The sequence below is a fragment of the Sorangium sp. So ce448 genome (assembly GCF_051520915.1).
GTDB classification, from domain to species: domain Bacteria; phylum Myxococcota_A; class Polyangia; order Polyangiales; family Polyangiaceae; genus Sorangium; species Sorangium cellulosum_B.
This window is the reverse complement of the sequence record NZ_CP150343.1, coordinates 4,340,281-4,365,129: the sequence shown is the minus strand read 5'-3', so window position 1 is coordinate 4,365,129 and position 24,849 is coordinate 4,340,281. Positions and strand designations below refer to the sequence as shown.

At 72.8% G+C, this 24,849-nt stretch carries 20 protein-coding genes and 1 pseudogene; 6 read left to right on the top strand and 15 right to left on the bottom strand.

Features of this window, described 5'->3' with window-relative positions; translation table 11 throughout:
* Positions 1–919: 919 nt before the first annotated feature.
* Positions 920–1,114 (bottom strand): annotated as a pseudogene (locus tag WMF45_RS16700) (hypothetical protein); the annotation flags it as partial.
* Between the two features lie 42 nt (positions 1,115–1,156).
* Between WMF45_RS16700 and WMF45_RS16695 the strand changes: the two are divergent.
* The gene (locus WMF45_RS16695) at positions 1,157–2,872 is read left to right on the top strand and encodes a sigma 54-interacting transcriptional regulator (protein ID WP_437719548.1); all 1,716 of its coding nucleotides are present in this window, start codon (positions 1,157–1,159) and stop codon (positions 2,870–2,872) included.
* 16 nt (positions 2,873–2,888) lie between these two features.
* Here WMF45_RS16695 and WMF45_RS16690 read toward each other — a convergent pair whose 3' ends face one another.
* The 7 genes from WMF45_RS16690 to WMF45_RS16660 form a co-directional block, all read right to left on the bottom strand.
* Positions 2,889–3,506 (bottom strand): SCO family protein, encoded by a 618-nt coding sequence (locus tag WMF45_RS16690; protein ID WP_437717875.1) that lies wholly within the window; start codon positions 3,504–3,506, stop codon positions 2,889–2,891.
* A 169-nt stretch (positions 3,507–3,675) separates the two neighbouring features.
* On the bottom strand, positions 3,676–4,674 hold the full coding sequence (gene cyoE / locus WMF45_RS16685; RefSeq protein ID WP_437717874.1) for a heme o synthase: 999 nt from the start codon (positions 4,672–4,674) through the stop codon (positions 3,676–3,678).
* A gap of 364 nt (positions 4,675–5,038) precedes the next feature.
* Positions 5,039–5,917 carry a carboxypeptidase regulatory-like domain-containing protein gene (locus WMF45_RS16680; RefSeq protein ID WP_437717873.1) on the bottom strand — a complete coding sequence of 293 codons (879 nt, stop codon included), beginning with the start codon at positions 5,915–5,917 and terminating at the stop codon, positions 5,039–5,041.
* 197 nt (positions 5,918–6,114) lie between these two features.
* Positions 6,115–7,332, bottom strand: coding sequence for a hypothetical protein (locus tag WMF45_RS16675; protein ID WP_437717872.1), 1,218 nt, complete (start codon positions 7,330–7,332; stop codon positions 6,115–6,117).
* Between the two features lie 20 nt (positions 7,333–7,352).
* Positions 7,353–7,856, bottom strand: coding sequence for a T3SS (YopN, CesT) and YbjN peptide-binding chaperone 1 (locus tag WMF45_RS16670; protein WP_272098114.1), 504 nt, complete (start codon positions 7,854–7,856; stop codon positions 7,353–7,355).
* Positions 7,857–7,900: 44 nt separating this feature from the next.
* Positions 7,901–9,664, bottom strand: coding sequence for a hypothetical protein (locus WMF45_RS16665; protein ID WP_437717871.1), 1,764 nt, complete (start codon positions 9,662–9,664; stop codon positions 7,901–7,903).
* A 360-nt stretch (positions 9,665–10,024) separates the two neighbouring features.
* Positions 10,025–10,870 carry an SDR family NAD(P)-dependent oxidoreductase gene (locus WMF45_RS16660; protein WP_437717870.1) on the bottom strand — a complete coding sequence of 282 codons (846 nt, stop codon included), beginning with the start codon at positions 10,868–10,870 and terminating at the stop codon, positions 10,025–10,027.
* A gap of 271 nt (positions 10,871–11,141) precedes the next feature.
* Here WMF45_RS16660 and WMF45_RS16655 point away from each other — a divergent pair, with 271 nt between their 5' ends.
* Positions 11,142–11,915 carry a J domain-containing protein gene (locus tag WMF45_RS16655; RefSeq protein WP_437717869.1) on the top strand — a complete coding sequence of 258 codons (774 nt, stop codon included), beginning with the start codon at positions 11,142–11,144 and terminating at the stop codon, positions 11,913–11,915.
* A gap of 4 nt (positions 11,916–11,919) precedes the next feature.
* Here WMF45_RS16655 and WMF45_RS16650 read toward each other — a convergent pair whose 3' ends face one another.
* The 3 genes from WMF45_RS16650 to WMF45_RS16640 form a co-directional block, all read right to left on the bottom strand.
* The gene (locus WMF45_RS16650; RefSeq protein ID WP_437717868.1) at positions 11,920–12,654 is read right to left on the bottom strand and encodes an OAM dimerization domain-containing protein; all 735 of its coding nucleotides are present in this window, start codon (positions 12,652–12,654) and stop codon (positions 11,920–11,922) included.
* A gap of 317 nt (positions 12,655–12,971) precedes the next feature.
* A complete protein-coding gene (locus WMF45_RS16645; protein ID WP_437717867.1) occupies positions 12,972–13,463 on the bottom strand; it encodes a hypothetical protein in 492 nt (163 codons plus the stop codon).
* A 28-nt stretch (positions 13,464–13,491) separates the two neighbouring features.
* Positions 13,492–15,036, bottom strand: coding sequence for a lysine 5,6-aminomutase subunit alpha (locus WMF45_RS16640; RefSeq protein WP_437552749.1), 1,545 nt, complete (start codon positions 15,034–15,036; stop codon positions 13,492–13,494).
* Between the two features lie 231 nt (positions 15,037–15,267).
* Here WMF45_RS16640 and WMF45_RS16635 point away from each other — a divergent pair, with 231 nt between their 5' ends.
* The 4 genes from WMF45_RS16635 to WMF45_RS16620 all read left to right on the top strand — a co-directional run bounded on the left by WMF45_RS16635 (position 15,268) and on the right by WMF45_RS16620 (position 20,216).
* Positions 15,268–15,864, top strand: coding sequence for an FxsA family protein (locus WMF45_RS16635; RefSeq protein ID WP_437717866.1), 597 nt, complete (start codon positions 15,268–15,270; stop codon positions 15,862–15,864).
* 475 nt (positions 15,865–16,339) lie between these two features.
* Positions 16,340–16,882, top strand: a complete 543-nt coding sequence (locus tag WMF45_RS16630; protein WP_437717865.1) for an NUDIX hydrolase — start codon at positions 16,340–16,342, stop codon at positions 16,880–16,882.
* A 382-nt stretch (positions 16,883–17,264) separates the two neighbouring features.
* Positions 17,265–17,957, top strand: coding sequence for an oxidoreductase (locus WMF45_RS16625; RefSeq protein WP_437552746.1), 693 nt, complete (start codon positions 17,265–17,267; stop codon positions 17,955–17,957).
* Positions 17,958–18,050: 93 nt separating this feature from the next.
* The gene (locus tag WMF45_RS16620) at positions 18,051–20,216 is read left to right on the top strand and encodes a RecQ family ATP-dependent DNA helicase (RefSeq protein WP_437717864.1); all 2,166 of its coding nucleotides are present in this window, start codon (positions 18,051–18,053) and stop codon (positions 20,214–20,216) included.
* A 13-nt stretch (positions 20,217–20,229) separates the two neighbouring features.
* Here the strand turns inward: WMF45_RS16620 and WMF45_RS16615 are convergent, their stop codons facing one another.
* The 4 genes from WMF45_RS16615 to WMF45_RS16600 all read right to left on the bottom strand — a co-directional run bounded on the left by WMF45_RS16615 (position 20,230) and on the right by WMF45_RS16600 (position 24,726).
* A complete protein-coding gene (locus WMF45_RS16615) occupies positions 20,230–20,442 on the bottom strand; it encodes a hypothetical protein (protein ID WP_437329659.1) in 213 nt (70 codons plus the stop codon).
* Positions 20,443–20,770: 328 nt separating this feature from the next.
* Entirely contained in the window at positions 20,771–21,880 is a 1,110-nt protein-coding gene (locus WMF45_RS16610) for a tyrosine/phenylalanine carboxypeptidase domain-containing protein (protein ID WP_437717863.1), read from the bottom strand.
* A 69-nt stretch (positions 21,881–21,949) separates the two neighbouring features.
* On the bottom strand, positions 21,950–23,269 hold the full coding sequence (locus tag WMF45_RS16605) for a PhoH family protein (protein WP_437717862.1): 1,320 nt from the start codon (positions 23,267–23,269) through the stop codon (positions 21,950–21,952).
* Between the two features lie 95 nt (positions 23,270–23,364).
* A complete protein-coding gene (locus tag WMF45_RS16600) occupies positions 23,365–24,726 on the bottom strand; it encodes a sigma-54-dependent transcriptional regulator (RefSeq protein WP_437717861.1) in 1,362 nt (453 codons plus the stop codon).
* Positions 24,727–24,849 lie beyond the last annotated feature (123 nt).

Here is a 24,849-nt window from a genome sequence, read left to right as displayed (position 1 = left end):
CGCCGGCGCGGACTCGGAGGGGCGCGCGCGCGCGGTGCTCGCGCGCCTCGCGATCGACGCGGGGGCGCTGGAGGCGGCCGACGCGCTCGCCGGGGAGGCGGCCACGGCGCCGCTCTGCGAGGTGCGCGCGCTGCTCGCCGTGCTGCGCGGCGACACCGCGCGGGCGCTGTCGGAGGTGGCGCGCGGCGAGGCGCTCGCGAGCTCCGTCGAGGAGCTGGCGCGGATGGCCGCCGTGCGCGGCTACGCGTGGCACGCGAGCGATCCGGAGCGCGCGCACGCGTCGTTCAGCGCCGCGGTGGACTACGCCGTCCGCGCCGGCGCGGTGGTCGAGGAGGCGACCTACCGGACCGGCGAGGCGGCGGCGGCGGTGGATCTCGGCGATCTCGACGGCGCGATCGCGACCTCGACCCGCGCGGCGCTGCTCTGGGAGCACCTCGGCCGGCCGGCGCAGGGCGCGCGGGCGCTGCTCGCCTGCGCCGCCGCCTACGCCACCGCGGGCCTGGTGCACGAGACCTGCCGGACCGCCGAGGACGCCATCGCGCGGGCCCGCGACGCGGGCGACGCGAAGGCGGAGGCGTACGCGCTCTGGGCCATCGCCGACGTGGTCGCCGCGCGGGGCGACGGCGTCGTGAGCGCGGACGTCGGATCGCACGTCGACCCGCGCGCGGCGGCGGCGCGCGCGGCGGCGCTCCTCGCCGGAGGCTCCGCGGACGACGCGCTCCGGGCGGCCGCGCGGCTCCTCCGCCACGGCGCGGGCGAGCTCGATGGAGCCCGCGTCGAGGAGCTCGACGAGCTCGCGAACGGCCCGGAGCCCGCGGCGGCCTCGCGGCTCGACTGGTGGGGAGCGCGCGCCGTGATCGCGCTCGTCGCGGACGACGTCGGCGCCGCGACCGCCGCGGACGATGTCGACGCCGCGACCGCCGCGGACGACGTCGACGCCGCGACCGCCGCGGACGACGTCGGCGCCGCGACCGCCGCGGAGGACGCGCCGCGCGGCCCGGCGGGCGCGTCGGTGTGGCGCGGCCGCAGCGACCGCATCCTCGCCGCGATCGCCGCGCTCGCGGGCGCCCGCGCCCCGATCGCCGCGCGCGGCCCGGCGCTGGCCGCGGCGCACGCGCTGGCCGTCAGGGCCGGGCAGACGGACGTCGCGCACCGGGTGCTCGCGGCGCTCGCCGACGCCGCGCGCGAGCTCTGCGGGCGCAACGCTGGGGCAGGCTCGGCGGGCGCCTCCGCCGCCTCGCCAGGGGCGTCGGCGCTCTCCGGCGCGGTCCGGTCGCTCCCGTGGGTCGTCCGCGCGCGGGCGCTGCCGGAGAGCGGGCTTCGGCCCGAGCAGGCGCGCGATCTGGAGGCCCTCGTCGGCGCGCTCGGCGAGCGCGAGCGGCTCGCGCCGCTGCTCGACCGGGTCGTCGACGCGCTCGTGCTCTGGACGGGGGTCGAGCGGGGGCTCCTGCTCCTGCGCGCCCCGAACGGGCGCCTCGTCCCGCGGGCCGCGCGCAACCTGGCGCGCTCGAGCCTCGGCGCGGAGCAGCTCGCGCTGTCGGAGACCCTCGCGCGCCGCGCCCTGGAGGCGCGCGAGCCGGTGGTCGCGGTCGACGCGGCGGGGGAGCTGCCGAGCGTGCACCACAGCGTGCACGCGCTGAAGCTGCGGAGCGTGCTGGCCGTCCCGCTCGTGGCGCGCGGCGAGGCGCTCGGCGTCGTCTACCTCGACGACCGCGTGCGCCGCGGCGCGTTCGGCGCGCAGGAGCTCCGGTGGGCGCGCGCCATCGCGTCGGTCGCGGCGCTCGCGATCTCCGACGCGCGCGCGCAGGTCGAGCTGCGCCGCGCCGCACGCCGCGCGGAGCGCGCCTCGTCGCGCCTCGCCGAGGAGCTCGCGCGGCGCGAGGCGGAGCTCGACGCCGCGGCGCTCGAGCTCGCCAGGGCGCGCGGCGGCCGCGACACGCGCTACCGGTACGACGCCATCATCGGCGAGAGCGAGCCGCTCCGCGCGATGCTGCGCCTCGTCGATCGGGTGACCGCCTCCGAGGTGCCGGTGCTCGTGTGCGGCGAGTCCGGCAGCGGCAAGGAGCTCGTGGCGCGGGCCATCCACCACAACGGCCCGCGCGCCGCGCACGCGTTCGTGAGCGAGAACTGCGGCGCGATCCCCGAAGGGCTCCTCGAGTCGGCGCTCTTCGGGCACGTGCGCGGCGCGTTCACGGGCGCGGATCGCCCGCGCGCCGGGCTCTTCGAGGTGGCCGATCGGGGCACGCTGTTCCTCGACGAGATCGGCGAGATGAGCCTCGCGATGCAGACGAAGCTGCTGCGGGTCATCGAGGACGGCCTCGTTAGGCCGATCGGCTCCGAGCGGGCGCGCAAGGTCGACGTGCGCGTCATCGCCGCGACCCACCGGGATCTGGAGGCGCTCGTCCGGGCCCGCGCATTCCGGGAGGATCTGCTCTACAGGCTGAACATCATCACGATCCGGGTGCCGCCGCTGCGCGAGCGCGCGACGGACGTTCCGCTCATCGTCCAGCACTTCGTCGAGAAGCACAGCCGCGGCTCGGTCCGGGTCACGCGCGGGGCGATGGAGCGGCTCTCGGCCTGCGCGTGGCCGGGCAACGTGCGCCAGCTGGAGAACGAGATCCGGCGGGCGATCGTGCTCTGCGACGGGACCATCGATCGGGAGCACCTCTCACCGGAGATCGCGCACGGCGGCAACGCGACGCCCCGCGAGCTCGGCCTCAACGTTCGAGCGAGGATCGACGCGCTGGAGACGGAGCTCGTGCGCGACGCGCTCGAGCGCACGCGCGGGAACCAGACGCAGGCCGCCAAGCTGCTGGGCCTGTCCAGGTTCGGCCTTCAGAAGATGATCAAGCGGCTCTCCATCGAGGCGTGAGGAGGGCCCGAGCGGGTCACCTCGACTTCACGAGGGCGCCCGCGTCGCGCAGGATCGCGTCGATCCCGTCGTCGTTCGCCTCGTAGTAGCCGCGGATCACGCCCTGCTGGTCGACCAGCACGAGGCGCTCGCCATGGAAGATGCTGAACAGGCCAGGGCTCGACTCCTTCTTGCCCATGGCGATCTTGAAGCCGTCGAGGACCGTCGACTCTATCTGATCGAGGGGGCCTGTCAGGAACGTCCAGCGCTCGAGCGGGAGCCGCTGCGACGCCGCGTAGGCCGCGAGCACCGCCGGGGTGTCGTTCTCCGGATCGACGGTGAATGTCACGAGATGGAGCGCGTCACCGAGATCGCGGCCTCGGCGCTCGATCTCGCTCATGCGCTGCGTGAGCTTGGGACAGACGGTCGGGCAGGTCGTGAAGATGAAGTCCGCGATCCACACGCGGCCCCGGAGCTGCTCCCGCCCGAACCGCGCGCCCCGCTGATCCGTGAGCTCGAAGGCGGGCAGAGGGATGCGGATCGCGGGCGTCTCCGCGGCCTGGCCGTGGAGCGCGCGCCCGGCGACCCCGATGGTGGCGAGCGCGACGAGCCCGACCAGCGCGAGGAGCGCGGCCCAGAACAACGGCGTGCCCACGAGCCCGCGGCGCCGAGTCCTCCCCGCGTCGCCGCGGTCGGATGGAAATGATTGGCCGGTCGGCTCCGCGGGCGGCAGAGCGCCGCTCGCGTGGCGCGTGTGCTCCGTTGAGACCATCCGGTGACGCTTAAGGGCCTGTCGCCAGTGAGTCAAGGCGACGAGGCGCCGCTCAGGCGCCGATCATCAGCGCAGCGAAGAGGAGCACCAGGTAGACCATGGAGGCGAAGAAGACCTGACGCGCCCAGCGAGCGCCTGTGCCCGCGCGGAGACCGTAGACGCCGAGCCCGAAGAACGCGCCGCCGAGGAGGACCGCGGCGCCGAGGTAGACAGGGCCCGCCACGCCGAGCGGGACGAAAAGCACCGAGGACAGCACGAGCAGCGCGAGGTAGCCGACGATGTGGCGCCGTGTCGTGAGATCGCCCTTCTCGAGCGGCAGCACCTTGAGCCCCGCGCGCTGGTACTCGTCCTGACGGAAGAGCGAAATCGCGAGGAAATGCGGGATCTGCCAGAGAAACATGACAGCGAAGAGCAGGAAGCCGGGCGCGTCGATCTGCCCTGTGACGCTCGTCCACCCGAGCAGCGGCGGGATGGCGCCGGGGATCGCCCCGATCGGCAGCGACAGCGTCGTCCTGCGCTTGAGCGGGGTATAGACGAGGACGTAGCTGAGCAGCGCCACCGCGGCGAGCACGCCCGTGATCGCGTTCACCCCGAGAAACAGCACCGGAATCGAGGCGGCCGAGAGCGCGATCCCGAACCAGAGCGCCAGCTCCGGCGAAAGCCGCCGCGCCGGCAAGGGGCGGCTCCGCGTCCGCGCCATCAGCAGATCGGTGTCGCGCTCGATGTACATGTTGAGCGCGTTGGCGCCGGACACGACGAGCGCCGTCCCCAGCAACGCCAGCGCGAGCTGCGCCGGGGGCACCGCCGCGCGCTCGATCGCGGCCTCTCCCGCCAGTCCGGCGCGGAGATAGCGGCTCGCGACCCACATGCCGCCGAGCATCGTGGCGACCACCATCCTCGTGATGCGCGGCTTGGTGAGGCTCACGAGATCGGCCGCTGCCTTGAGCAGCGGGCGCGCGCCCGTGGGGACCGCACAGCCGTCGCCCTCGGACGGCTCGGCCTGGCCAACGTAAGGGACCGGGGCGCGCTCGGCAGCCTGCTCGACGCTCATGGTCACGCGCGCACCTCGCTGCTGTGCCCGGCGCCCGCGCCGCGCGCTCGCGCGACATCTCCCAAGACCCCTGGTCTCGGGACAGCTACACTGAAAAACGATGTCATCACCGGAGCGCGGGAGGCGGGAGAAAACAGCATCGGGGCCGGGAGACTAGCGCGCACAACACGTCTCGGGGAGTCGAGTTCGTCAGTTGTCGCCCGCCTTCCTTTAGGGCACGAGTCCCCTTGCGGCAACCGTCGTGGCGTGCTCATCCGTTCTTTGCGCGTCGAGCGAGCCTGGAAAGGTCGCTGCACCGCGCCGCTCGCCGCCAGCCGGGCGGCCCGGGGCGGGGCGACGCCTGCTGCAGGCGCTGCCATGGATCTCACCAAAGGCCCTTGAGCTCGTCCTTGTTTTCCGCCGGCTCAGGCTCTGTGCCGGCGTACGTGAACGTGACCTGGGCAGGCTTGTCGTCCGCCACCGTGACGTCGGCCGTCTTCAGGCCATGGTGGGGGTGCCACGCCTCGAGCTTGTACTTGCCGGCAGGGACCTTCTCGATCGTGAACGAGCCGTCATCGCCGCTCACGGCGAAGAAGGGGTGATCCGTCACCACGACAAAGCCGCGCATCCACGGGTGGACGTCGCAGGTGAGCTTGATGATGCCGTCCTTCCACGCCTTCGTGAGCGGCGCGGCGCCCCCCGGCTGCGCCTGGTTGAACAGCGTCTCAGAGCCCTTGTAGGTGTGCACGTTGTGCAGCGTCCGGTCGCTGTTCTTGATGTCGACCTGCTGCTCGGAGACCACGCCCTGGATGCGCGGCACATACATGCAGTCCTGCTGGTCGACCACCGCGTGCGCGTCGGGCGCCTTCCAGCTGCCCGGCACGCCTCCGACCGCGATGCGGACGAAGGTGTCCTTGAGCTTGCCATCGTTGACGACAACAGCGTTGTACAGGACATCTTTGTCCTGGCAGACCGGGGCGTCCTTGCGCGCGGTGGGGACCTTCATCTCGACCGGCTTCCCGGTGAACTTGACGACCCCCTTGATGATCCCCTTGCCCGCGGGGGCAGCCGGGGCGGCCTCCTGCGCCGTGGCCTTCGGCGCTTCAGACCCCTGCGGGGCCGCGGCGGGCTTCTCGACCGAAGCCGCCGTGGTGGCGGTCGCGGCCGTTCCGCCGCTGGGCCTCGAGGGCTCCTCGGGGCACCCTGCGAGCGCCAGCGCGCTGAGCGCGAGAGCAGAGAGCGAGGCGAGATCGCGACGATGCATGAGGACTCTCCCGCGCCCGCGGCGCGCCACGCGAGCCTGATTCGCGCCCCTCCCCGGGCCTGACCTGGCCTTTTAAGGAGGGACCGTCTGGACCGGGCGGCGGCTCCCGCCGCGTCCTTCTGGCGAGCAACGGGTGGAATGCCGCGCGCTGTTCTTCCGCACAGCGAGGGCGTGCTTAACGAGTGTCGTCGCTCGCGTCAACCTGACGCGCCGCCGGTGATGTCCGGTTTCCCGGCGCCCGGGAGCGAGCTCGAGGTGCGCTCGCGCTCGTTCGCGAGCATGGCCGCCCACAAGCCGCGCTCGTCGCGGGCCGCGAGCGCGATGCAGAGGGCGGCGATCACCAGCGACAGCGCGCCGAGCGGCACCTCCGGGGCGCTGCCCGCGACGAGCAGCAGCGCGAGCGCGCCGCCCAGCGCCGGCAGCCGCGGCGGGGCGACGAGCGCGAGCGCGACGACCACCACCGACAGGGCGGCGACGAAGAGCTGGATCGAGAGCGGCACGACCGGAGCGGGGCGGGTGAGCAGCCGGTCGAGCGCGCGGCGGAAGAGCGCCTCGACCACGGATGCGTCGTCGGCGGCGCCCGCGAGCGCCGCCCGCGTGGCGAACAGCGCCGACGCGAGCGCCACCAGCGAGAGCGGGCTCACGAGGCGCGGCCGCGGCGGCTCGGCGTCACGCGGCCGCGCCTCGCGGCCCGCGCCGAGCGCGACCGTCGCCGCGAGGACGGCCAGCGCGTCGAGCGCGAACGCGGCGGTCGCGACAGAGCTCGTCGCGCCGGCGAGCGCCTTCGAGCCGCGTTCGTTCGCCCAGACGGCCAGGAAGACGCCGGCGAGCCGCACGAGCGCGGAGGCGCCGACGAGCCCGAGCGCGGCCGCGACCGGCCGCACGAACGGGACGCGGAGCGCCTCCCACGCGCTGCCGACCGCGAGGATCGCGGCGCTCACGCCGATGAGCGCGGCGGACAGATCGGGCACGCGCTGCACGGTCGCGTGCAGCACGACCAGGATGACGAAGCTGCCCGCGACGATGGCGCCGATCCGCAGCGCGTACGGGACGCGGCTCCGCACGACCGCGCTGATCAGCGCCATCGCGACGACGATGGCGCCGATCGCGAAGAGCTGCGATGCGCCGGCGCCGGCGAGCTCGATCGTGTGGACAGCGCGCTCGATGCCCACCGCCAGGCCGACCATCGCCGGCGCGACCATGCGGCCGAGGATCATCGCGAGCAGGGCGAGGACGGCGAGCGGCCGGATGAGCGCGAGCACAGGCAGGCCGGCGAGCGGAGGCCGCCCTGCGGCGGAGGACCGGCGCTCGGTGGGCGGAGGCTCGCCGCCCTCCTCGCGACGAGGCGAGGCAGCGGTGTCCGGCGCGGCGGAGGGAGGAGGGCCTTCGGGTGGGAGATCGATGGTGAGGAGCATGAAAGAAGAGCGCCCGTCGCTCAGCCCTTGTCCCAGGCGCGGGGGGCGTCGAGATCCGTGAAGACCGCGGCGGTCGCCGAGGCGTCGATCAGGTCCTGCATCCGCTGGCCGCCGGCCTCCTCGACGATGCGATCGTCGTACTCGTCCGCGAGCACGGACAGATCCCGGAGGGCGACCAGGATCTCGTCGGCGTCGAGCGTCTCGCCGCCGAGGAGCGTGTGGACGATGACCACACACGAGCCCTGCGCGACGTAACCGAAGGCGCCGAAGCGGATGCGCGCGTTCAGGCGGAGCAGCTTCATCGCGAGGTCCGGCGTCATCTCGACGCCGCGGGCGAGCTGCGCGACGAGCCGCACGAGCGCGCGATCGGGCGCCCAGGGAAGGACATGAAGGTAGACGTACGCGGTCCCCTGGCGAACGACGTAGAACTGCGGCTCGACTCGGGTGAACGCCGGGGAATCCGCGAGCGCCGCCTCGATGCGCGCGTTGGTCACTCGAACGGCCTCGTCGGAATCCTTCGGCATGACGCGGAGGATACATCGCCGCGGTCCCGGTGCAGAGCCGGGACCTAACGCCTGAGCGGAAGCAGCGGACCTGGCGTCGCCGGCGCCCCCTCGTCGCCCGGGACGGGCCGCGGCCCCTTGCGCACAGGCGCCGGCTCGATCGGGGCGGCGCCGGTGGGCGCCTTCAGCAGGAACGGGCGGGCGTTGCGGGTCGAGCACGCGTCGTACGGATCCCGGTGGAACTCCCAGTGAAGGTACACGTTGCCGTCCGGCGAGACGATCGCGTCCGGCGCCTTGCCGAACGGCGACGCGCGGTGCACCGAGTTCAGCGCGACGATGTCGAAGGCCGTCATCCCGCTCGGCCTCGTGACCCCGAGGCGCACGACGCTGCCGCTGTCCTTGTTCAGGACGATCTCCACGTGCGTGACCCGGTTCTGGTTGAACGCGTGTCCGGAGGGCAAGCTCTCGAGCGACGCCAGGAACTCCTCCGCGAAGATCGGGTGGAGCCGGTTGTGGATCATGTTGATGTACGTCGCGAACGGCACCCGCGCGGCGTTGAGCGAGGTCTGGTTGCCGGGCTTGACCGAGGGATCGTAGTTCTCGATCGCGGCACGCCATTTCTTCCACTTGTCCGTCGTCTCCCACGAGCCCCGGTGCGCGCTCCTGCGGGAGGCGCCGTCCGAGGCCCGCTCCGCCCTGAGCTTCTCGTTGCCGACGGCCGCCTGCACGCCGGCCATGTCCAGGTTGAGGTTGGGCCCGCCGGGGAGGCCCGGCGCGCCGAGGCCGATCGAGCCGACACGGACCGGGCTCTGGTAGGGCTGCGGCGTCGCCTTCTTGCCGGCCACGCGGCTCTTGCCGTCGCCGCCCGGGTTCGCCGGATTGAGCGTATAGCCGCCGCGCGCGCCGTCGATCACCTCGGGCGACGCAGGGCCGGAGCCGCCCGCGGCGCCCTTCTCCGGCGGCGGAAGCGCGGGAGAGACCTGCGCGACGCGAGCGCCGCCGCTCGCGCCCGGCACGCTCGGCGGGGACGCCGCCCGCGCGGCCTGCGCTGCCTGCGCCGGCGACGCCGGGCTGTGGTGCTCCGCGCTCTCGCTCTCGGGGTTCCCCTCGCCGGGGGCGTGCTTCTCGTTTCCGGCGCGCTCCTCGCTGTGGCCGCTGTGATCGTGGTCGCTGTCGCCGACCCTGTCCGTCGGCGCCTTCGGCCCCGACGGCGTCCCGGGCGTCGGCTCGGGATCGTCCTGATCCTTCGAGCGGATCTGCGCCATGGTCTCCTCGTCGACCTTGTTGGCGTCGTCCGCGATCCGGTGCGCCTCGGGGTTGTCCTGCTGGTCCTTCTGGACGTGCTGACGGACGGCGATCCGCTGATCCGCCGGGGGCAGCGGCGGCGGCGGCGCCGGCTGGACCGGTACGATCTTGGCCACCTCTTCCTTGGGCGGCTCAGGCTTTGGCGGCGCGGGCGGAGGCGCCTTCGCCTGGCGCGGCGGCTCGGCCTTCGGCGGCTTCCGCGGCGGGATCGTCGCCGCCCTGGTCGGCTCGGGCGTCGGCTGCTGCGGATCGGGCGTCGCGTCCTTGTCCGGCTCGCTGTCCGACGGTAGCTGGGGCGGCGCGAGCGGGGCGGGAGGCGGCGTGAGCGCCGCGCCGTCGGTCAGGATCTCGAACGTCGTATCGCCCGGCCGGAGGCCGTCCCTCACCGCGTGGACCATCTGGCGGAGCTGGGCGCGATCCTCGATGACCTGCGCCACCTCGACGGCGCCGCCGCCGCCCGCCATGTGCGCCACGATCGCCGCGCAGATCCACAGGGCGAGCGGGATGTGGGCGTCACGCGACACGGCGCTCAACGCCTCCGCGCTGCAGAGGCCGCACCGCGCGACATGGCGCAGGCGTAACAGCAGCGAAAGACGGTCACCGGTGGCACCTCCAGACTCCGCGTGAACGACCTGCTCGAACAGTGCGCCGATGCGCCAAACGTACCCCGGAAGCGGTTCGAACCTAGCATCCAGGGATCAGCGCAGCAACGGTCGGCTCGCGCTCAGCCGCATCAGCCGCATCGTCCGCGCGGCGCCGCGCCGCGCCGCGCCGCGCCGCGCGTGCGACGCGATCCGCGGGAAGCAGCCCCGGGCGGGCGCGCCGGCGCCCCGGCTGCGCCCGCCCTCGGCGAGGCGCCCTGCGCCGTCGCGCCGGCGCCACGATCAGAGCTTGATGATCGCGTCCCAGTGATCCGCGATCTCCTGCGCCGTCCAGACGCCGCCCTCGTCCTTGAACTTCCCGGGGCTCTGGACGACCTTGTAAATGTACATCTGTGCACCGGCGACGGCGAGGACGTTGCCGGTCTTGTCGGCGCACAGGTCGGACGCGAGGAACAGCGCCGCAGGCGCCACGTGCGCCGGCGTGAGCGTGTCACCCGCCGATTGGAACATGGGCAGATCCTCCGTCATACGGGTCTTGGCGATGGGCGCGATCGCGTTGACGGTGATCCGTTGCTTCTGCAGCTCGATCGCGGCGGTGCGGGTGATGCCGTAGATGCCGGCCTTGGCAGCCGCGTAGTTGGCCTGCCCGAAGTTGCCGAGCATCCCGGAGACGCTCGTGGTGTTGACGATCCGCCCTCCCCCGCCCTGCGCGACCATCTGCTTCGCGGCGGCCTGCGTGCAAAGGAACGTCCCCTTCAGGTGAACGGCGATGACGGCGTCCCACATGCCCTCATCCATCTTGAGGAGCGTCTTGTCGCGGACGATTCCCGCGTTGTTCACCAGGATGTCGACCCGGCCGAACGCATCGACAGCGGTCTTCACGATCTTCGCCGCGCCCTCGGGGGTCGTCACGCTGTCGAAGCTCGGCGCGGCCTGCCCGCCCGCGGCCTTGATCTCCTCCGCGACCTGCGCCGCCATCGCGTCGCTCGAGCCGGACCCGTCGCGCGTCCCGCCGAGGTCGTTGACGACGACCTTCGCGCCCTCCCGGGCGAAGAGCAGCGCTTCCTCGCGGCCGATCCCGCCGCCGGCTCCCGTGATGATCGCGACCTTTCCGTCGAGCAAGCCCATCGCAGATTCCTCCTGATCCGCGCGCCGGCGCTGTGCGCCGTGCCGTTTTCGCGCGGAGCTTCGCACGGCGGGCCTCGACCCGGGCACACATTCGTGCGCGCAGGCGCGCGCAACGGAATCGAGCGAGGGCCGAGCGAGGGCCGAGCGAGCGCCGAGCGCCGAGCGACGGCGCGCGCGAGCGGGCCCGTCCGGCGAGGGTGACGGCCGTGCACCCGAGCGCCTGCGCCGCTTCCTTGGCCGATCGAGCGCGGCAGTGATAACGCCGCCTTCGATGCAACTGCCCAGCCGCCTTTCCACGTCGACCCTGGGAGACCTGCTCGGCGCGCTGCACCGCGAGAAGACCACCGGGCTCCTGGAGCTCTGCGAGCTCCGGACGCCGAGCGGCTCGACGGTGCCGGGCCGCCAGCACAGGATCCAGCTCTTCTCCGGCCTCGTCACGGCCGTCGAGACGCCGCTCCGGGTGCCCCGCCTCGGCGAGATCCTCGCGAAGGAGGGCTCCGCGCCCGAGCCGTCGATCCAGCGGCTCGCCGCGCTCGTCGCCGCGCACCGGGGGCGCCGGACCGGCGAGGTGCTCGTGGCGGCGGGGCTCATCCCGGCGACCGCGGTCGACCGCGCGCTCCGGATCCAGCTCCGCGCGCGCCTCGAGGCGCTCTTCAGCATCGAGGAGGCGACCATCTGCTTCCACACGGCGAGGCCCCTCGCCGGGTCGCTGCGGCAGACCGGCCCGCTCTCGCCGACCGATTTCCTCCACGGCCGCCCGCGCGCGCGGGATCGGCAGCGGCGCGCCGGCTCATCGGCGCGCGCCGCGCACGGCGGACCGGCAGGCGCGCCGCCGCGCGCCGCTCGGGCGGAGGAGCCGCGCCGCCGGGCGCTCGAAGCGCTGGGCCTGCGAGAGGGCGCGACCGAGGCCGAGATCCGCCGCGCATTCCGCCGCCTGGCCGCGTCCCTGCACCCCGACCGCGCGGCCGCGCACGCCGGCGACGGCGCCCAGCGCACCGCGCGGTTCGCCGAGCTCTCGGCCGCCTACCACCTGCTCGTCGCCTGACCGCCTACGCCCGGCCCACGAGGCGCTCGATCAGGAACGACGCCACGGTGATCGGCTTGGTGCCCGGGCCGAAGCCAGCGTCGAAGCCGAGCTCGACGGCCAGGTTGTGATCGATGCGCGGGCCGCCGAGCAGCAGGATCACCTTGTCCCGGAAGCCCTGGCGCGTCGCGAGGTCGACGAGCGCCGCCGCGTTCTCCTTGTGGCAGTTCCGCTGCGTGATCACCTGCGAGACCAGGATCGCGTCCGCGCCGAGCGCCTTGGCCTTCTCGCAGAGCTCGGCGTTCTCGACCTGCGCGCCGAGGTTGTGGGCGTCGAAGCACTTGAAGCTCTCGAGCCCCTTCTCGCCGGCAAACCCCTTGTAATTCAGGATCGCGTCGATGCCGACCGTGTGCGCGTCGCTGCCCGTGCAGGCCCCGACGACCACGATCTTGCGGCCGAGCTTCTTCGCCTGCGCCTCGATGTCGTCCCGCGTGAGCGGCTGGGCGGCGAGCTCCTCGACCTCGATGTCCGAGAGGTCGACCCCGTGCTGGGAGTGCCCGTAAACGACGAAATACGTGTGCTCCCGGCTGGCCTGCTCCATCGCCGTGACCAGCGGCTCGCGCAGGCCGTGCGACTCCGCAAAGCGCTTCGCCGCCTCGCGCGCGCGGTCGCCCGGCAGGACGCGGAGCGTGAACGACATCTGGACCATCCCGTCGCCCTCGCGGTCGCCATACGCACGCAGGATGTTTCGCGGTGTCATGCTCACCTCCGTCTACAGGCTACAGGGGGCGGGCTGCGCCGATCCCTCGTTGACAGTAGCGCCAGGCGGCCTCGCGCGGCTAGGGCGATCGCGCCGCAGAGAGCGAGCGAAAACGATACGAAAGCTCAGAGAGCATGCCTTCTGAAGACTCCAGTGACGTGGCTTCCCGGAGCGGTTCGAGCCCGACTCCGGCGCTGTGCTGGGACGAGAAGGGAGTGAGACGCCAGGATGTAATGAGCAGAGATCCAGGGGTTCCTGGCGTCCATGGCGCCTCGGCGGTCCCTTTTCCGATCGTTCCGTTCCCCTCGATCGGCGCGTCAGCGCTGGAAGGAGAGGGGCTCGTTGCAGCGCGGGCATCGACCCGACCAGTACCGCTCGTGGTGGGCCGGCTCGCTGGGGTCCGGGCGTCGGATCCGCCGCGCGCAGCGGGCGCAGTGGACCCGATCGACGAGCTCCTCGATGAAGCCGTGCGACGGGTGGGCGTCGATCAGCTTGCGCAGCTCGGAGAACACCTCTGACGAGGGAAGGCGACCCGCGCGGCGCAGGAGATCCTCGGCCGCGCGGCGGACGTCGTCCCTCTGCGGCGGCTTCGCCTTCGCGGGGGGCGCGGGCGCCGGGAGGTGAGCGAGCTGAGCGCGCATCCGCTCGAGCTCCTCCCTGAGCTCGTCGATCGCGCGCTGCTGTCGGTCGAGCGCCTGCCGCTGCTCCTCGACCCGATCCTCGAGGATCTCGAGCCGCACTGCATCGGTCGCTCCGCTCCGGTAAGGCGAACCGCCGCGCCGTGTCTCCCCGGGCGTCCTTCCGCTCATGCGCCCATGCTCGCAGATTCCGGTCGGCTTATGGCCGCTCCAGCACATCGAGGATCGGATTGAGGTACTCCGGGTGCCGCACCACGACGCCCGAGTACCCCTTCCCCCCGGTGCGCGTGCGCTTGACGTCGCCGAACGCGCCTCGCCCGATGGCGTCCCAGACGGTCTCCTGCTCGACCTCTCGCAGCAGCTCGTGCGCCTTGTCGAGGACCTCCCGGGCGCGCCGCTCGACGATACCGCCCGGCTTCCACTGGATCTCGTCGCCGAGGTGCCGCGCCGCCGTGAAGATGTAGCGGGCGCTCTTCAGCGAGAGATACCTGTCCATGAGGAGCGGTGTGTGGACCGCCTCGCTGAACATCCCGAGCAGCTCGATCGACTGGCCGGTCGTGATCCCGACCAGGTTGAACATCGCGTCGTGGACGTGGCTGTGGAAGATGTCGCCTGTCTTGAACTTGGTGGGCGGCATCCACTTGATCGGGTGCCGGTCGAAGATCTGCCGGACGAGCTGGGCCTGGGCGAGCTCGAAGAGGAGGCTGTCCTCGAGCCAGGGGTCGATCTCGAAGGCGTGGCCGAGGCCCATCTGCTCCTCGCGGAGGCCCGCGCGCCGCGCGAACGCCTCGTTGATGAACTGCGACGCGAGCACCGTATGGGCCTTCTCGACCGCGTCGGCGGTCGTGAGGTAGTTGTCCTCTCCCGTGTTGATGACGATGCCGCTCCTCGCGATGATCCTGCGGGAGAAGTACTGATCGATGAACGTCCGCTGCATGTTGATGTCGCGGAACAGGATCCCGTACATCGCGTCGTTGAGCAGCATGTCGAGCCGCTCCACCGCCGCCATCCAGGCGATCTCGCTCATGCAGAGGCCGGAGGAGTAGTTCGTCTGCGCGAGGTAGGTGCCGGTGTCGCGGGTCGCCTCGTCGGCGGCGCGGCGGATGATCCTGAAGTTCTCCTGGGTCGCGTACGTGCCGCCGTATCCCTCGGTGGTCGGCCCCTCTGGGACGTAGTCGAGGAGCGACTGGGCGGTCGCGCGGATCACGGCGACGATGTCGGCGCCGGCGAACCCGGCGGCCTTGGCCTGCACGGCGTCGTCGTAGATGTTGCCCGTCGCGACGATGACGTACTTGAGCGGCGCGACGCCGACCCGGTGCGCCGCCTTGGTGGCCTCGCGCTCGTCGCGGGCCCTGTCGATCCGGGCGATCGCCTCCCGCGTCGCGGCCTCGAGCGCGCCGCGCGCCTCGGCCGCGGAGGGCCCCGGGCCGAGGTCGGCCGCCTCGCTGAACGCCAGCATCTCCGCGGCCTCCTGCACCGAGCCGGCGCCCTCGCAGAGCGCCCGGCCGAGGTGGTATGCGACGCCGCGGCCGGCTTGCCCCGCCCTGTGGATGCGATCGACCAGCGCGTTCACGAGCGGCGTCCCCTCGGCGTCGGCGCCGACCACGCCGTAGGCGCGGGCGACGGTGCGCTCGACGCCGACCGTTGTGTGGCGGTCGATGAAGCGCTGCACCTCGTCGGCGATGTCGGCGGCAAACGCGCGGCACGCCTCCACCTTTTCCTGCTCCACGGGGACAGTCGTCATGGATTTCTCCGGGGCAAGCGCTCTTAGCGCACTCTCACCGCGGCCGGTACTCCGCCGCAGGATCCATGGCGGAGCGTGGAACAGCCGGCCTTGCGGGACTCAGCGGCGGCCGATGACGGCGCGGCGCGGCGCGCGATGACGGCGCACGGCGCACGGCGCTCGGCAGCGACGCCGGCGGCGGGCGGCCTCACGCGTGCGCGGCGCGGCCGGGGGCGCTAGACGACGGGGGTCATGGGCAAGCTCATCCTGCTCTTCACGGCGCTCCCGATCCTGGAGCTCTGGCTCCTCCTGTCGATCGGCGACGTCATCGGCTTCTGGCCTACCGTGGCGATCGCGCTCGGGACGGCGGTCCTCGGCGCAGCACTCGCGAAGCGCGAGGGGCTCAAGGTGCTCGCCTCGTGGCGCGGCGCGATGGCCGCGGGGCGCGTCCCGGACGAGGGGCTCACGGGAGGGCTCCTTGTGCTCCTCGGGGCGGCCCTGCTCGTCACGCCGGGGGTGCTGACCGACGTGGCAGGGCTCCTGCTCCTGCTCCCGCCGGTGCGCCGCCGCGTCGCGGCGGTGGTGCGGGAGCGGTTCGAGCGACGGGTGGCCGCGGCGAGCGCCGCCGGTATCGGCGTGGGCGGCCCCGGCAACGGCGCGTTCTTCAGCATGAAGGTCATCGACCTGAGCGGCGGGCCGTTCGGCGAGCGCACCGAGGGGCGCGCTGGCGCGTCCCGCGGGCAACCGGCGTCATGGCAGGTCATCGACGTCGATGCGGAGGTGACCGAGGGCGCCGAGCAGGATGAAGCCGGCGGGCCAGCGCGAACGACGCGACGACTGCCCGGCTGACACCCCGATGTCATCGATGCCCCGGCGAACGCACGCGCGCTCGCGCTGCCCGGAGCACCAGCGACTCTCACGCACGACCCCCGAACACCGGCGTCAGGAGCTCGGCGAGACACGCGAGCAATGACGCAGGACAATGATTCACGTCCGAGCTGCACGACTGAAACGACAAAGAAACAGAGAGCATTGTAGGCTCCTCAACGTCGTCGGCGCAGCCCGACATCCCAGGAGAAACGACATGAAGATCTGAACCCGCGCAACATCACGCAACAACGCACAACGACACCAACGCAGCAACCTCTATGAAAGATCCAACTCGAACCTCGATCCCGTCGACCCGGCCGCGCCGCCCCGGGAGCAGCGCGAAGGACGACCCTGGCACGACGTCCAGCCCTGAGCAGCGCCGACGCGCTCGCCTGAACGCCCGGCAGGCGGTGCTCCAGCAGCCCCGCCGCACGCCCTCGCGGAGGGTGCCGAGATGAGGCTCATCAAGTCGATGGCCGGCTGGCTCCTCGGGTACGTCGATCCACGGGAGCCGCTCGGCAGCTCGCTCATCAACGCTCTTTCCCGGCTCCCCATCCACCTCGCCGCGGACGCCGTATGCCTCCGGAGGAACGCGGACTCCGGCGCCCTCGAGGTGCTCCTGACCCAGCGCGGAGCGTCGGCGGCAGGCCCTGGAGAGTGGTGCTGCCCCGGCAGCGTCCTCTCGCCGGGCGAGCAGCCCGAGCACGTCCTCCACCGGGTCGGGATGACGATCTCCGACTTCACGTTCGTCGGCGACTACTTCTCGGCCGCCACGCGCGGCTGGATGCTCTCCCGGGTCCATCAGGCGAAGCTCGCCGAGCTCCCGGCCACGGGCACCTGGTGGCCAGTCGAGCAGCTGCCGAACAACCTGGTACCCAAGCACCGGGAGCTGATCATCCCGATGGCGGTCAAGGCCTTCCACGCCCAGCGCGCGAAGCGCTCGCAGGCCCAGCGCGCGAAGCGCTCGCAGAAGGTCGCCAGCGCGCCGCTCACGTGAGGATCCGCGCGGGGTCCGGCCACGCGAGCGCGCCCCGCTCAAGGCACATCTCGGACGCTCGCTCCGAGAGGCGCCCGCGGGATCACAGGAGATGTGTGATCATCCGCCCTTCAGCGTACAGCCATCTCCAGCGCCAGCTGCTCGATGGAGCGCTGCGGTCGTCCGTCTATGCTGCTCCGGGCGAGCGCGGCGCGTGACTGGACACGGACAGAGCATGTAGCGCCCAGACACACCAGGAAAGGAAGCGTGGGGGGGCCGCGCCGTCGGTCCGCTCGCGCCGTGCACGGCCGGCCGCTATGGTTCGCGCGCCGCTTGCGTTACGCTGCGTGGTACGGCTGTGGATCCCCGCGGCGGCGCTCTCCGCGGGTGATTCCGCACGGACATGGAAGACATGACGGTCGACAAGACAGCTCTCATCGTGGGAGGAACGGGCCTCGTCGGCGGCCACTGCCTGCGCCTCCTCGTGCAACAGCCAGCGTACACGAAGGTCGTCGCCCTGCTCCGCCGCCCGGCCCCGATCGAGGATGCGCGGCTCTCGCAGCGCATCGTCGACTTCGACCGGCTCGAAGGCGCGGACTTCGCCGGCGTGAGCGACGTGTTCTGTGCGCTCGGGACGACGATCGCCAAGGCCGGCTCCGAAGAGGCCTTCTACGAGATCGATTATCGCTACCCCATCACCGTCGCCAGGCTCGCCGAGAAGGCCGGGGTGAAGCAGTTCGTCCTGGTCTCCTCCGTGGGCGCCGACCCGCGCTCGACCAGCTTCTACCTGCGCGTAAAGGGCGAGCTGGAGCAGGAGCTCTCGGCGGCGAGCTTCGCGGCGGTCCACGTGCTCAGGCCGAGCCTGCTCCTCGGCGAGCGGGGCGAGGTCAGGAAGGGCGAGGCCATCGGCGTCGCGGCGGCGCAGACGCTCCGGTTCACGATGAAGGGCGGCCTGCGCAGGTACCGGCCCATCGACGCGAGGACCGTCGCCGGCGCGATGGTCGCCGCCGCGCTCGGCGGGCGGAGCGGTCGCCACGTCTATCACTTCGACGACATGGAAGCGCTCGCCAAGGGCATCGGCGTCGTCCAGGCCTGATCACCGCCATGGCGCCGCCACCCACCGGGCGACGCAAGCGCGCGAAAATGCTAGGGCTCTCGGCAGGCACGGCGCTCGCTCGATGACGCCGCCATGGTCCTCGCTGAACGCCCCTCGCCGATCGTGACCGAGCGTCTCGCCCCCTCCCCGCTGCGCCCGCCGGAGAGCCCGCCGCCGTCGCTCGACGCCGTGCTCGCGGAGCGGTTCGGCATCGCCGCGTTCCGGCCGTGGCAGCGCGAGGCGATCGAGGCCCTGCTCGGGGGCGCGGGCCGCGTCCTCGTGGTCGCCCCGACCGGCGGCGGCAAGTCGCTCTGCTACCAGCTCCCGGCCGTCGCCCTGCCAGGCACGGCGCTCGTCCTGAGCCCGCTCATCTCCCTGATGGAAGATCAGGTCCGCGCCCTCGAGGCGCGCGGCATCCCGGCGACGTTCATCGCGTCCAGCCTCGCGCGCGAGGAGAACGGCCGCCGCCTCGCCGCCCTCCGCCGCGGCGAGTACAAGCTCGTCTACGCCGCGCCCGAGCGCCTCGCCCTCGACGGGTTCCTCGAGGCGCTCGCCGCGTGCCGCCTCTCGCTCGTCGCCGTCGACGAGGCGCACTGCATCGTCCAGTGGGGGCACGACTTCCGGCCCGACTACCTGCGGATCGGCGCCGCGCTCGCGCGGCTCCGGCCGCCCCGGGTCCTCGCCTGCACCGCGACGGCGACCCCCGACGCGCGCGACGAGATCATCCGCCGGCTCGGCTGGCCGCTGCCCGCGCCCGACGGCGCAGGCGATGCGGTGAGCGGGCGCGGGCGGGGCCCCGAGGAGCCGCCCCCCAAGGTGATCCTGCGCGGCTTCGCCCGGCCCAACCTCCACCTGCAGGTCTCCGCGGTCGACGGCCCGCGCGAGGCGGGGCGCCGCACGGCGCGCGCGCTGCTGGAGGCCCTCGGTGATCCCGGGCGGCCCCGCGGGGCGGGCATCGTCTACGCGGCCACCCGCAAGGGAGCCGAGCGCCTCGCCGAGGCGCTCCGCGACGCCGGCTGGAACGCGGAAGCGTACCACGCCGGGCTCGCCCCCGAGTCCCGCGCGCGCCTCTCGGCGGGCTTCGCCGATCGCAGCCTCTCCGTGGTCGTGGCCACGAACGCCTTCGGCATGGGGATCGATCGCCCCGACGTCCGCCTCGTCGTGCACGCCCAGCCGCCGTCGTCGATCGAGGCGTACTACCAGGAGGTCGGCCGCGCCGGGCGGGACGGCGCCCCGGCCCGCGGCCTCCTCTTGTTCGCGCCCGCGGACATCGCGCTGCGCCGCCGGCTCTGCCAGCTCGGCGAGGGGGGCGTCGAGGCCAGCGCCGACGACGCCGCGCGCGCCTGGGGGCTGTTCCGCGAGCTGCTCCGCTACGTCGACGCCGCGACGTGCCGGCACGACTTCATCCTCCGCTACTTCGGCGACGAGGCGGAGTCGCTCGGCGGCTGCGGCCACTGCGACGTCTGCCTGGAGGTCGACGCCCTCGAGGCGAGCGACCCGGCCGCGCTCGCCCGCGACAACGACCTCGTGCGCCGCGCGCTCGCCGGCGTCGCGCGGGTGAAGGGCGGCGCCGGGATGCAGGCGGTCGCGTCGATGCTGATCGGCGAGTCGAACGAGCGCGTCCGCCGCATGGGGCTCGACAGGCTCTCGACCTTCGGCGTCCTCGAGAGGAAGAGCCACGACGAGGCGATGTCGATCCTCCGCGCGCTGCTCGCCAACGCGTGGATCGATCTCACGACCGGCGAGTTCCCCGTCCCCCTCATCACGCCGGCGGGCTGGCGCGTGATGCGCGGAGAGGTGCCCGCGCGGGTGCGGCTCCCGGTGCCCGCGGCGCGGCGCCGGGCCCATCGCCCGCGCGGCGCGGCGCCGGGCCCGTCGCCGGCGGCCGCGCCCTCCCCGCGGGCGCGCGCGCAGCCGGCCCCGCAGGCGTTCGCGTCCGCAGCGACCCACGACGACGCCGCGCGCCCTGCGCCGGTCGCCCCCCTCCCCGCCTCGCGCGCGCAAGCGGAGCCCGGCGTCGAGCTCGAGGAGCGCGACGTGCCGCTGTACGAGGCGCTCCGGGCGCACAGGGCCGCGCTCGCGAAGGAGAAGTCGCTGCCCGCCTACGTCATCGCGCACGACCGGACGCTCCGGGAAATCGCGCGGATCCGGCCCGCGTCGCTCGACGACCTCGCGCTCGCGCGCGGCATGGGGCAGGCGAAGATCTCGAGCTACGGGGAGGGCATCCTCCGCGTCGTCCGGGAGTTCTCGGGCCCCTGATCGGCCCGGGACCTCAGGCGAGACCGGCGACGCGGAGCTCCGCGATGAGCTGGCCATCCAGGCTGACGAACGTCGTCAGGCGCCCCTCGACGTTGATGAACACGTCGAGCATCAGGCCCGCGCCGAGATCCAGGACATGAAGGTCCCCCTTGAGGACCACCGTCGGGGCCTCGCCTCCCCTCGGCGGCCGCCTGGGTTCCCTCTCCATGGCCTTCTTCGAGTTCATGCCCGCCTCCGCCCACTGGCCCGTCCACGCCCAGGACCGCCGCCGCACGCCGCGCGGCCGACCCGGACGCGACCGCACGCGCGAGGCAGCCCGCCCGCCGGCCACCACGTCAAGCGCGTTCCATGCCGCGCTCGCACGGCTGGAGTGATCCTTCCCTTCACGCAGCCCCCTTTCTCGCCCGCTCCTCACCCGACCGGCGCTGCCTTCATTTCATGGGATCGGCTTCACAGGAAGGCACGAAGTTCAGCGAGGATCGGACTTTTCTTCCGGCTTCCCATCCTCCCGATCGAGCCGGGCAACCCCTGTCGAGCTGGGCAGCCACGATCCCTCACCTCTCCCTCGCCCAGGACGAGAGCGACGCTGCTGCGCCCACCGAGACCCGGCCCGAGGCGAGCACCGGCCCCAGCGCTGGCTGCTCCACGAGCAGCGCCTCGACCCGCAGCAGCGCCGGAAGGTAGACGACCTCCCGCGCGAGGCCGCCGCCCCGGTGGACGCGCGCCGCGATGCGCAGGGCGTCCCCCGTGGAGCGCGCGCCGCGCGCCTCGATCAGCCGCGCGGTCTCGACGAAGCCCGCGCCGCGCTCGACGCTCCGCGCGGCGAGGTGGCGCAGCCCGAGCTCGATCCGGCGGGCGCCGACCAGGTACCCCGCGGCGCGCTCGCGCGCGAGCGCCCAGCCCTCCTGATCGTCGCCCCCGTTCGCGGTCCCGATCGCGAAGATCCCGAGCGGGAGCGCCGCGGCGCGCACGCTGGGCGCCGCGTGCCCCTCGATCTCGTGGAGCACCGTGCGCTCGACGTCGTCGCGCGTGAGCATGCGCCCCCGCGCGACCTGGATCACCCCGTCGCCCGTCGCGGCGAGCGGCGCGATGTCGGCGATCACGACCCGGAGGGGCAGGCGCCGCGCCCCGATCTCGCCGCGCATCCGCGACACGAGCGACAGGGGCGAGCGCGCGTCATCGCTCCGCACCCGCTCCTCGTCGCTCGACGCGGCGCCCGCCTCCTGCTCGACCCAGGCCGCGGCGAGCGCGTCCGCCTGCTCGTCGAACGCGTCGCGCGCGGCGTAGCGGCGGCGCGCGGCCGCCCAGCACCCGGCCCCGCCCGCGGCCTCGCAGATGGCGGCCTCCGCGGCGAGCTCGCTCGCGCGGCCGGCGTAGACCGCGCCGAGCTCCCCTTGCCCCGCGAGCCGCTCGGCCGCGGCCTCCATCGCCTTCCGGAGATCGCCGTGGTCCTGCGCTGGCGCGTAGGCGAACCGCGGGAGCTCCCCGCCGCTCCGAGCCCAGGAGGCGGCGAGCCGCGCGAGCTCCTCGACGAGGTTCACCGGCGTGCTCGACCCGACGACGCGGATCCGCCGCGCCGCGGCGCCGAGGAGCCGATCCGCGTCCGGCACCCACGCCGGAGGCGCCGGCCGCTCGGCCGATCTAGCTCGAGGACGCCGCGCCACGGCCCGCCGCTCCTTCCAGGTACGCCCCCGCCCCGTGCGCCCCCGCCTCGTGAGAGCGCCGCGCCCGCCTCAGAGCAGGTTCGCCGCGAGCTCCGCGAGCTCGCTCCGCTCGCCCTTGGCGAGAACCACGTGACCCGCGATGCGCTCGCGCTTGAACCGCTCCGCCACCACGAGCAGGCCGTTCGACGCGTGGTCCACGTACGGGTTGTCGATCTGCTGAGGGTCGCCGGTCAGCACGATCTTGGTCCCCTCGCCGCACCGCGTGATGATCGTCTTCACCTCGTGCGGGGTGAGGTTCTGGGCCTCGTCCACGATGAGGTACTGGTGCGGCAGGCTGCGCCCGCGGATGTAGGTCAGCGGCTCGACCTGGATCTGTCCGCTCTCCAGGAGCTCCACGAAGCCGCGCGCGTCGCGCCCCGGCCTCGTGCCGCCGTTCGAGAACAGGAACTCGAGGTTGTCGAAGATCGGCTGCATCCACGGGTTCAGCTTCTCGTCCACGTCGCCCGGAAGGAAGCCCAGATCGCGCCCGAGCGGCATGATCGGCCGGCTCACGAGCAGCCGGCTGTAGGCGTTGTCCTCGGTCGTCCGCTTGAGCGCCGCCGCGAGCGCAAGGAGCGTCTTGCCCGTCCCGGCCTTGCCGATCAGCGTGATCAGCCGGACCGAATCGTCGAGCAGGAGGTCCAGCGCGAACGCCTGCTCCTTGTTGCGCGGCCGGACCCCCATCACCCCCTCCCGCCCGACGCGGAGCGCGACGATCTGCCCGCGCGCCGCGTCGAAGCGGCCGAGCGCCGTGTGGCTCGGCGCCGCCGCGTCGCGGAGCAGCACCGCAGAATTCGGCAACAAATCCGCGAGGTTGGCGCCGGAGAGAAAGCCGTTCTGGAAGAACGCGTCGATCTCGGCGCCGGGCACCTCGAGCTCCACCACCGACTGCTCGATGGCCGGGTCGTGCACCCGCTGGTTCTCGTACGTCTCCGCCGGGATCCCGAGCGCGTCGGCGCGGATCCGGAGGTTCGTGTCCATCGTCACGAAGATGGTCGGCCGATCCTTGTGCCGATCGCGGATGTCGATCGCCGTCTGCAGGATGGCGTTGTCCTGCGATCCGGACTCCAGCCCCACGAGCAGCTCCGGCCGCCGCTCCGGGATCGCGATCCGCAGCGTTCCGCCGCTCTCGAGCAGCACCCCGGTCGCGAGCGTCCCGGCGCCGCGGACCTCGTCGAGCAGCCGGGCGATCGTCCTCGCGTTGCGCCCGCGCTCGGAGCCCTCCCGCTTGAACTGATCGATCTCCTCGATCGCGTAGATCGGGATGATGACGTCGTTGTCCTCGAACCTGAAGATCGCGTGTGGATCGTGGAGGAGGACGTTCGCGTCGAGAACGTAATTCTTCTTCATGGGGGAGCGGGACGACGTAGCCGCCTGAAGCGACGGGCGCAAGAGAGCTGTTATGCCGCCCGCGCTCGGTTGTTGTCCCAGCCGGCCCGTCGTCGTCAGAGATCGATCCGGTAGTCCTTGATCTTGTAGAGCAGCGCCCGGTGGCTGATCTCCAGCACCTCGGCCGCCTTGGTCCGGTTGCCCTTCGTCTTCTGGAGCGCGCGCCGGATGAGGATCTCCTCGATGACGCGGGACGTCTTCTTGATCGACAGCTCGCCGCTCGTCAGCTGCATCTGGATCGGATCGCGCGCCTCGCGGATCCGCTCGGGCAGGTCGGCCTCGCCGATGCGCTCGCCCTCGCAGAGCACCATGGCGCGCTCGACGGTGTTCTCCAGCTCCCGCACGTTGCCCGGCCAGCGGTACTCCAGGAGCAGCCGCCGCGCCTCGGGCTCGAAGCCGCGGATGTTGATGCCGAACCGCGCGTTGTTCCTCGCGAGGAAGTGATCCATGAGGATCGGGATGTCCTCCCGCCGCTCGCGGAGCGGAGGGATCGCGATCGGGAGCACGTTGATCCGGTAGAAGAGGTCCTCGCGGAACCGGCCGGCCTGCGTCTCGGCCATCAGGTCGCGGTGGGTCGCCGCGAGGATGCGGACGTCGACCTTGATGTCCTTGCTGTCCCCCAGCCGGCGGAGCGTCTCCTCCTGGAGCACCCGGAGCAGCTTCACCTGCAGTGGGAGCGGCAGCTCGCCGATCTCGTCGAGCAGCAGCGTGCCGTGGTTCGCCTGCTCGAACAGCCCCGCCCTGTCGTTCACCGCGTCGGTGAACGCGCCCCGCTTGTACCCGAAGAGCTCGCTCTCCAGCAGGTTCTCCGGGATGGCGCCGCAGTTGACCGCGACGAACGGCCCGCCGCGGCGGTTCGACCGCCGGTGGATCGCCCGGGCCACGAGCTCCTTGCCGACGCCGCTCTCGCCCGTGATGAGCGCCGTGGTCTTGTAGTCGGCGACCTTCGCGATCGTCTTGAAGATCACCTGCATCGGCGGGCTCTTCGCGAGGATCTCCTCGAAGAGGTTCTCCCGCCGGATCTCCTGGCGCAGGACGCGGTTCTCGCGGCGGAGCGCCTCCCGCTCCTCGGCCTTGCGGAGCGTGAGCAGCACCTCCTCGGCCTTGAACGGCTTCTGGAGGTAATCGTAGGCGCCGGCCTTCATCGCCTCGATCGCCAGGTCCACGTTGCCGTAGGCGCTCATCACGATGACCGTGGCCTCGTTGCCCTTGGCCTTCAGCGTCGCCAGCAGATCGAGCCCGCCCATCCTGGGCATCCGGACGTCGGTCAGGATGACGTCGGGCCCGAACGTCTCGACCATCGCGAGCGCCTCCTCGCCGCTCGAGACCGCCTCGACCTCGTAGCCGTCCCGCTTGAGGAAGGTGCGCACAACGAGGCGCAGGTTTTCTTCGTCGTCAACGACTAGGACACGGCGCATAGACCCTGAAAACTTTTCCTACACCGGCGCGCACCACTCCGCAACGAGTTGCGTCTTTGCCCCTGCCGCAGCCTGTCCTCCGCGGTGTTTGGGAGTCGGGCGCAGCGCGCGCGGGCTCCCGGC

Bases quoted from the DNA above. Each gene is read 5' to 3' on its own strand.
- WMF45_RS16650 (WP_437717868.1), bottom strand. From the start codon at position 12,654: ATGACACCGCGAAACATCCTGCGTGCGTATGGCGACCGCGAGGGCGAC.
- WMF45_RS16660 (WP_437717870.1), bottom strand. From the start codon at position 10,870: ATGGGCTTGCTCGACGGAAAGGTCGCGATCATCACGGGAGCCGGCGGC.
- WMF45_RS16675 (WP_437717872.1), bottom strand. From the start codon at position 7,332: ATGCTCCTCACCATCGATCTCCCACCCGAAGGCCCTCCTCCCTCCGCC.
- WMF45_RS16670 (WP_272098114.1), bottom strand. From the start codon at position 7,856: ATGCCGAAGGATTCCGACGAGGCCGTTCGAGTGACCAACGCGCGCATC.
- WMF45_RS16635 (WP_437717866.1), top strand. From the start codon at position 15,268: ATGGGCAAGCTCATCCTGCTCTTCACGGCGCTCCCGATCCTGGAGCTC.
- WMF45_RS16605 (WP_437717862.1), bottom strand. From the start codon at position 23,269: ATGAAGAAGAATTACGTTCTCGACGCGAACGTCCTCCTCCACGATCCA.
- WMF45_RS16645 (WP_437717867.1), bottom strand. From the start codon at position 13,463: ATGAGCGGAAGGACGCCCGGGGAGACACGGCGCGGCGGTTCGCCTTAC.
- WMF45_RS16680 (WP_437717873.1), bottom strand. From the start codon at position 5,917: ATGCATCGTCGCGATCTCGCCTCGCTCTCTGCTCTCGCGCTCAGCGCG.
- WMF45_RS16615 (WP_437329659.1), bottom strand. From the start codon at position 20,442: ATGAACTCGAAGAAGGCCATGGAGAGGGAACCCAGGCGGCCGCCGAGG.
- WMF45_RS16640 (WP_437552749.1), bottom strand. From the start codon at position 15,036: ATGACGACTGTCCCCGTGGAGCAGGAAAAGGTGGAGGCGTGCCGCGCG.
- WMF45_RS16625 (WP_437552746.1), top strand. From the start codon at position 17,265: ATGGAAGACATGACGGTCGACAAGACAGCTCTCATCGTGGGAGGAACG.
- cyoE (WP_437717874.1), bottom strand. From the start codon at position 4,674: ATGAGCGTCGAGCAGGCTGCCGAGCGCGCCCCGGTCCCTTACGTTGGC.
- WMF45_RS16620 (WP_437717864.1), top strand. From the start codon at position 18,051: ATGGTCCTCGCTGAACGCCCCTCGCCGATCGTGACCGAGCGTCTCGCC.
- WMF45_RS16655 (WP_437717869.1), top strand. From the start codon at position 11,142: ATGCAACTGCCCAGCCGCCTTTCCACGTCGACCCTGGGAGACCTGCTC.
- WMF45_RS16630 (WP_437717865.1), top strand. From the start codon at position 16,340: ATGAGGCTCATCAAGTCGATGGCCGGCTGGCTCCTCGGGTACGTCGAT.
- WMF45_RS16600 (WP_437717861.1), bottom strand. From the start codon at position 24,726: ATGCGCCGTGTCCTAGTCGTTGACGACGAAGAAAACCTGCGCCTCGTT.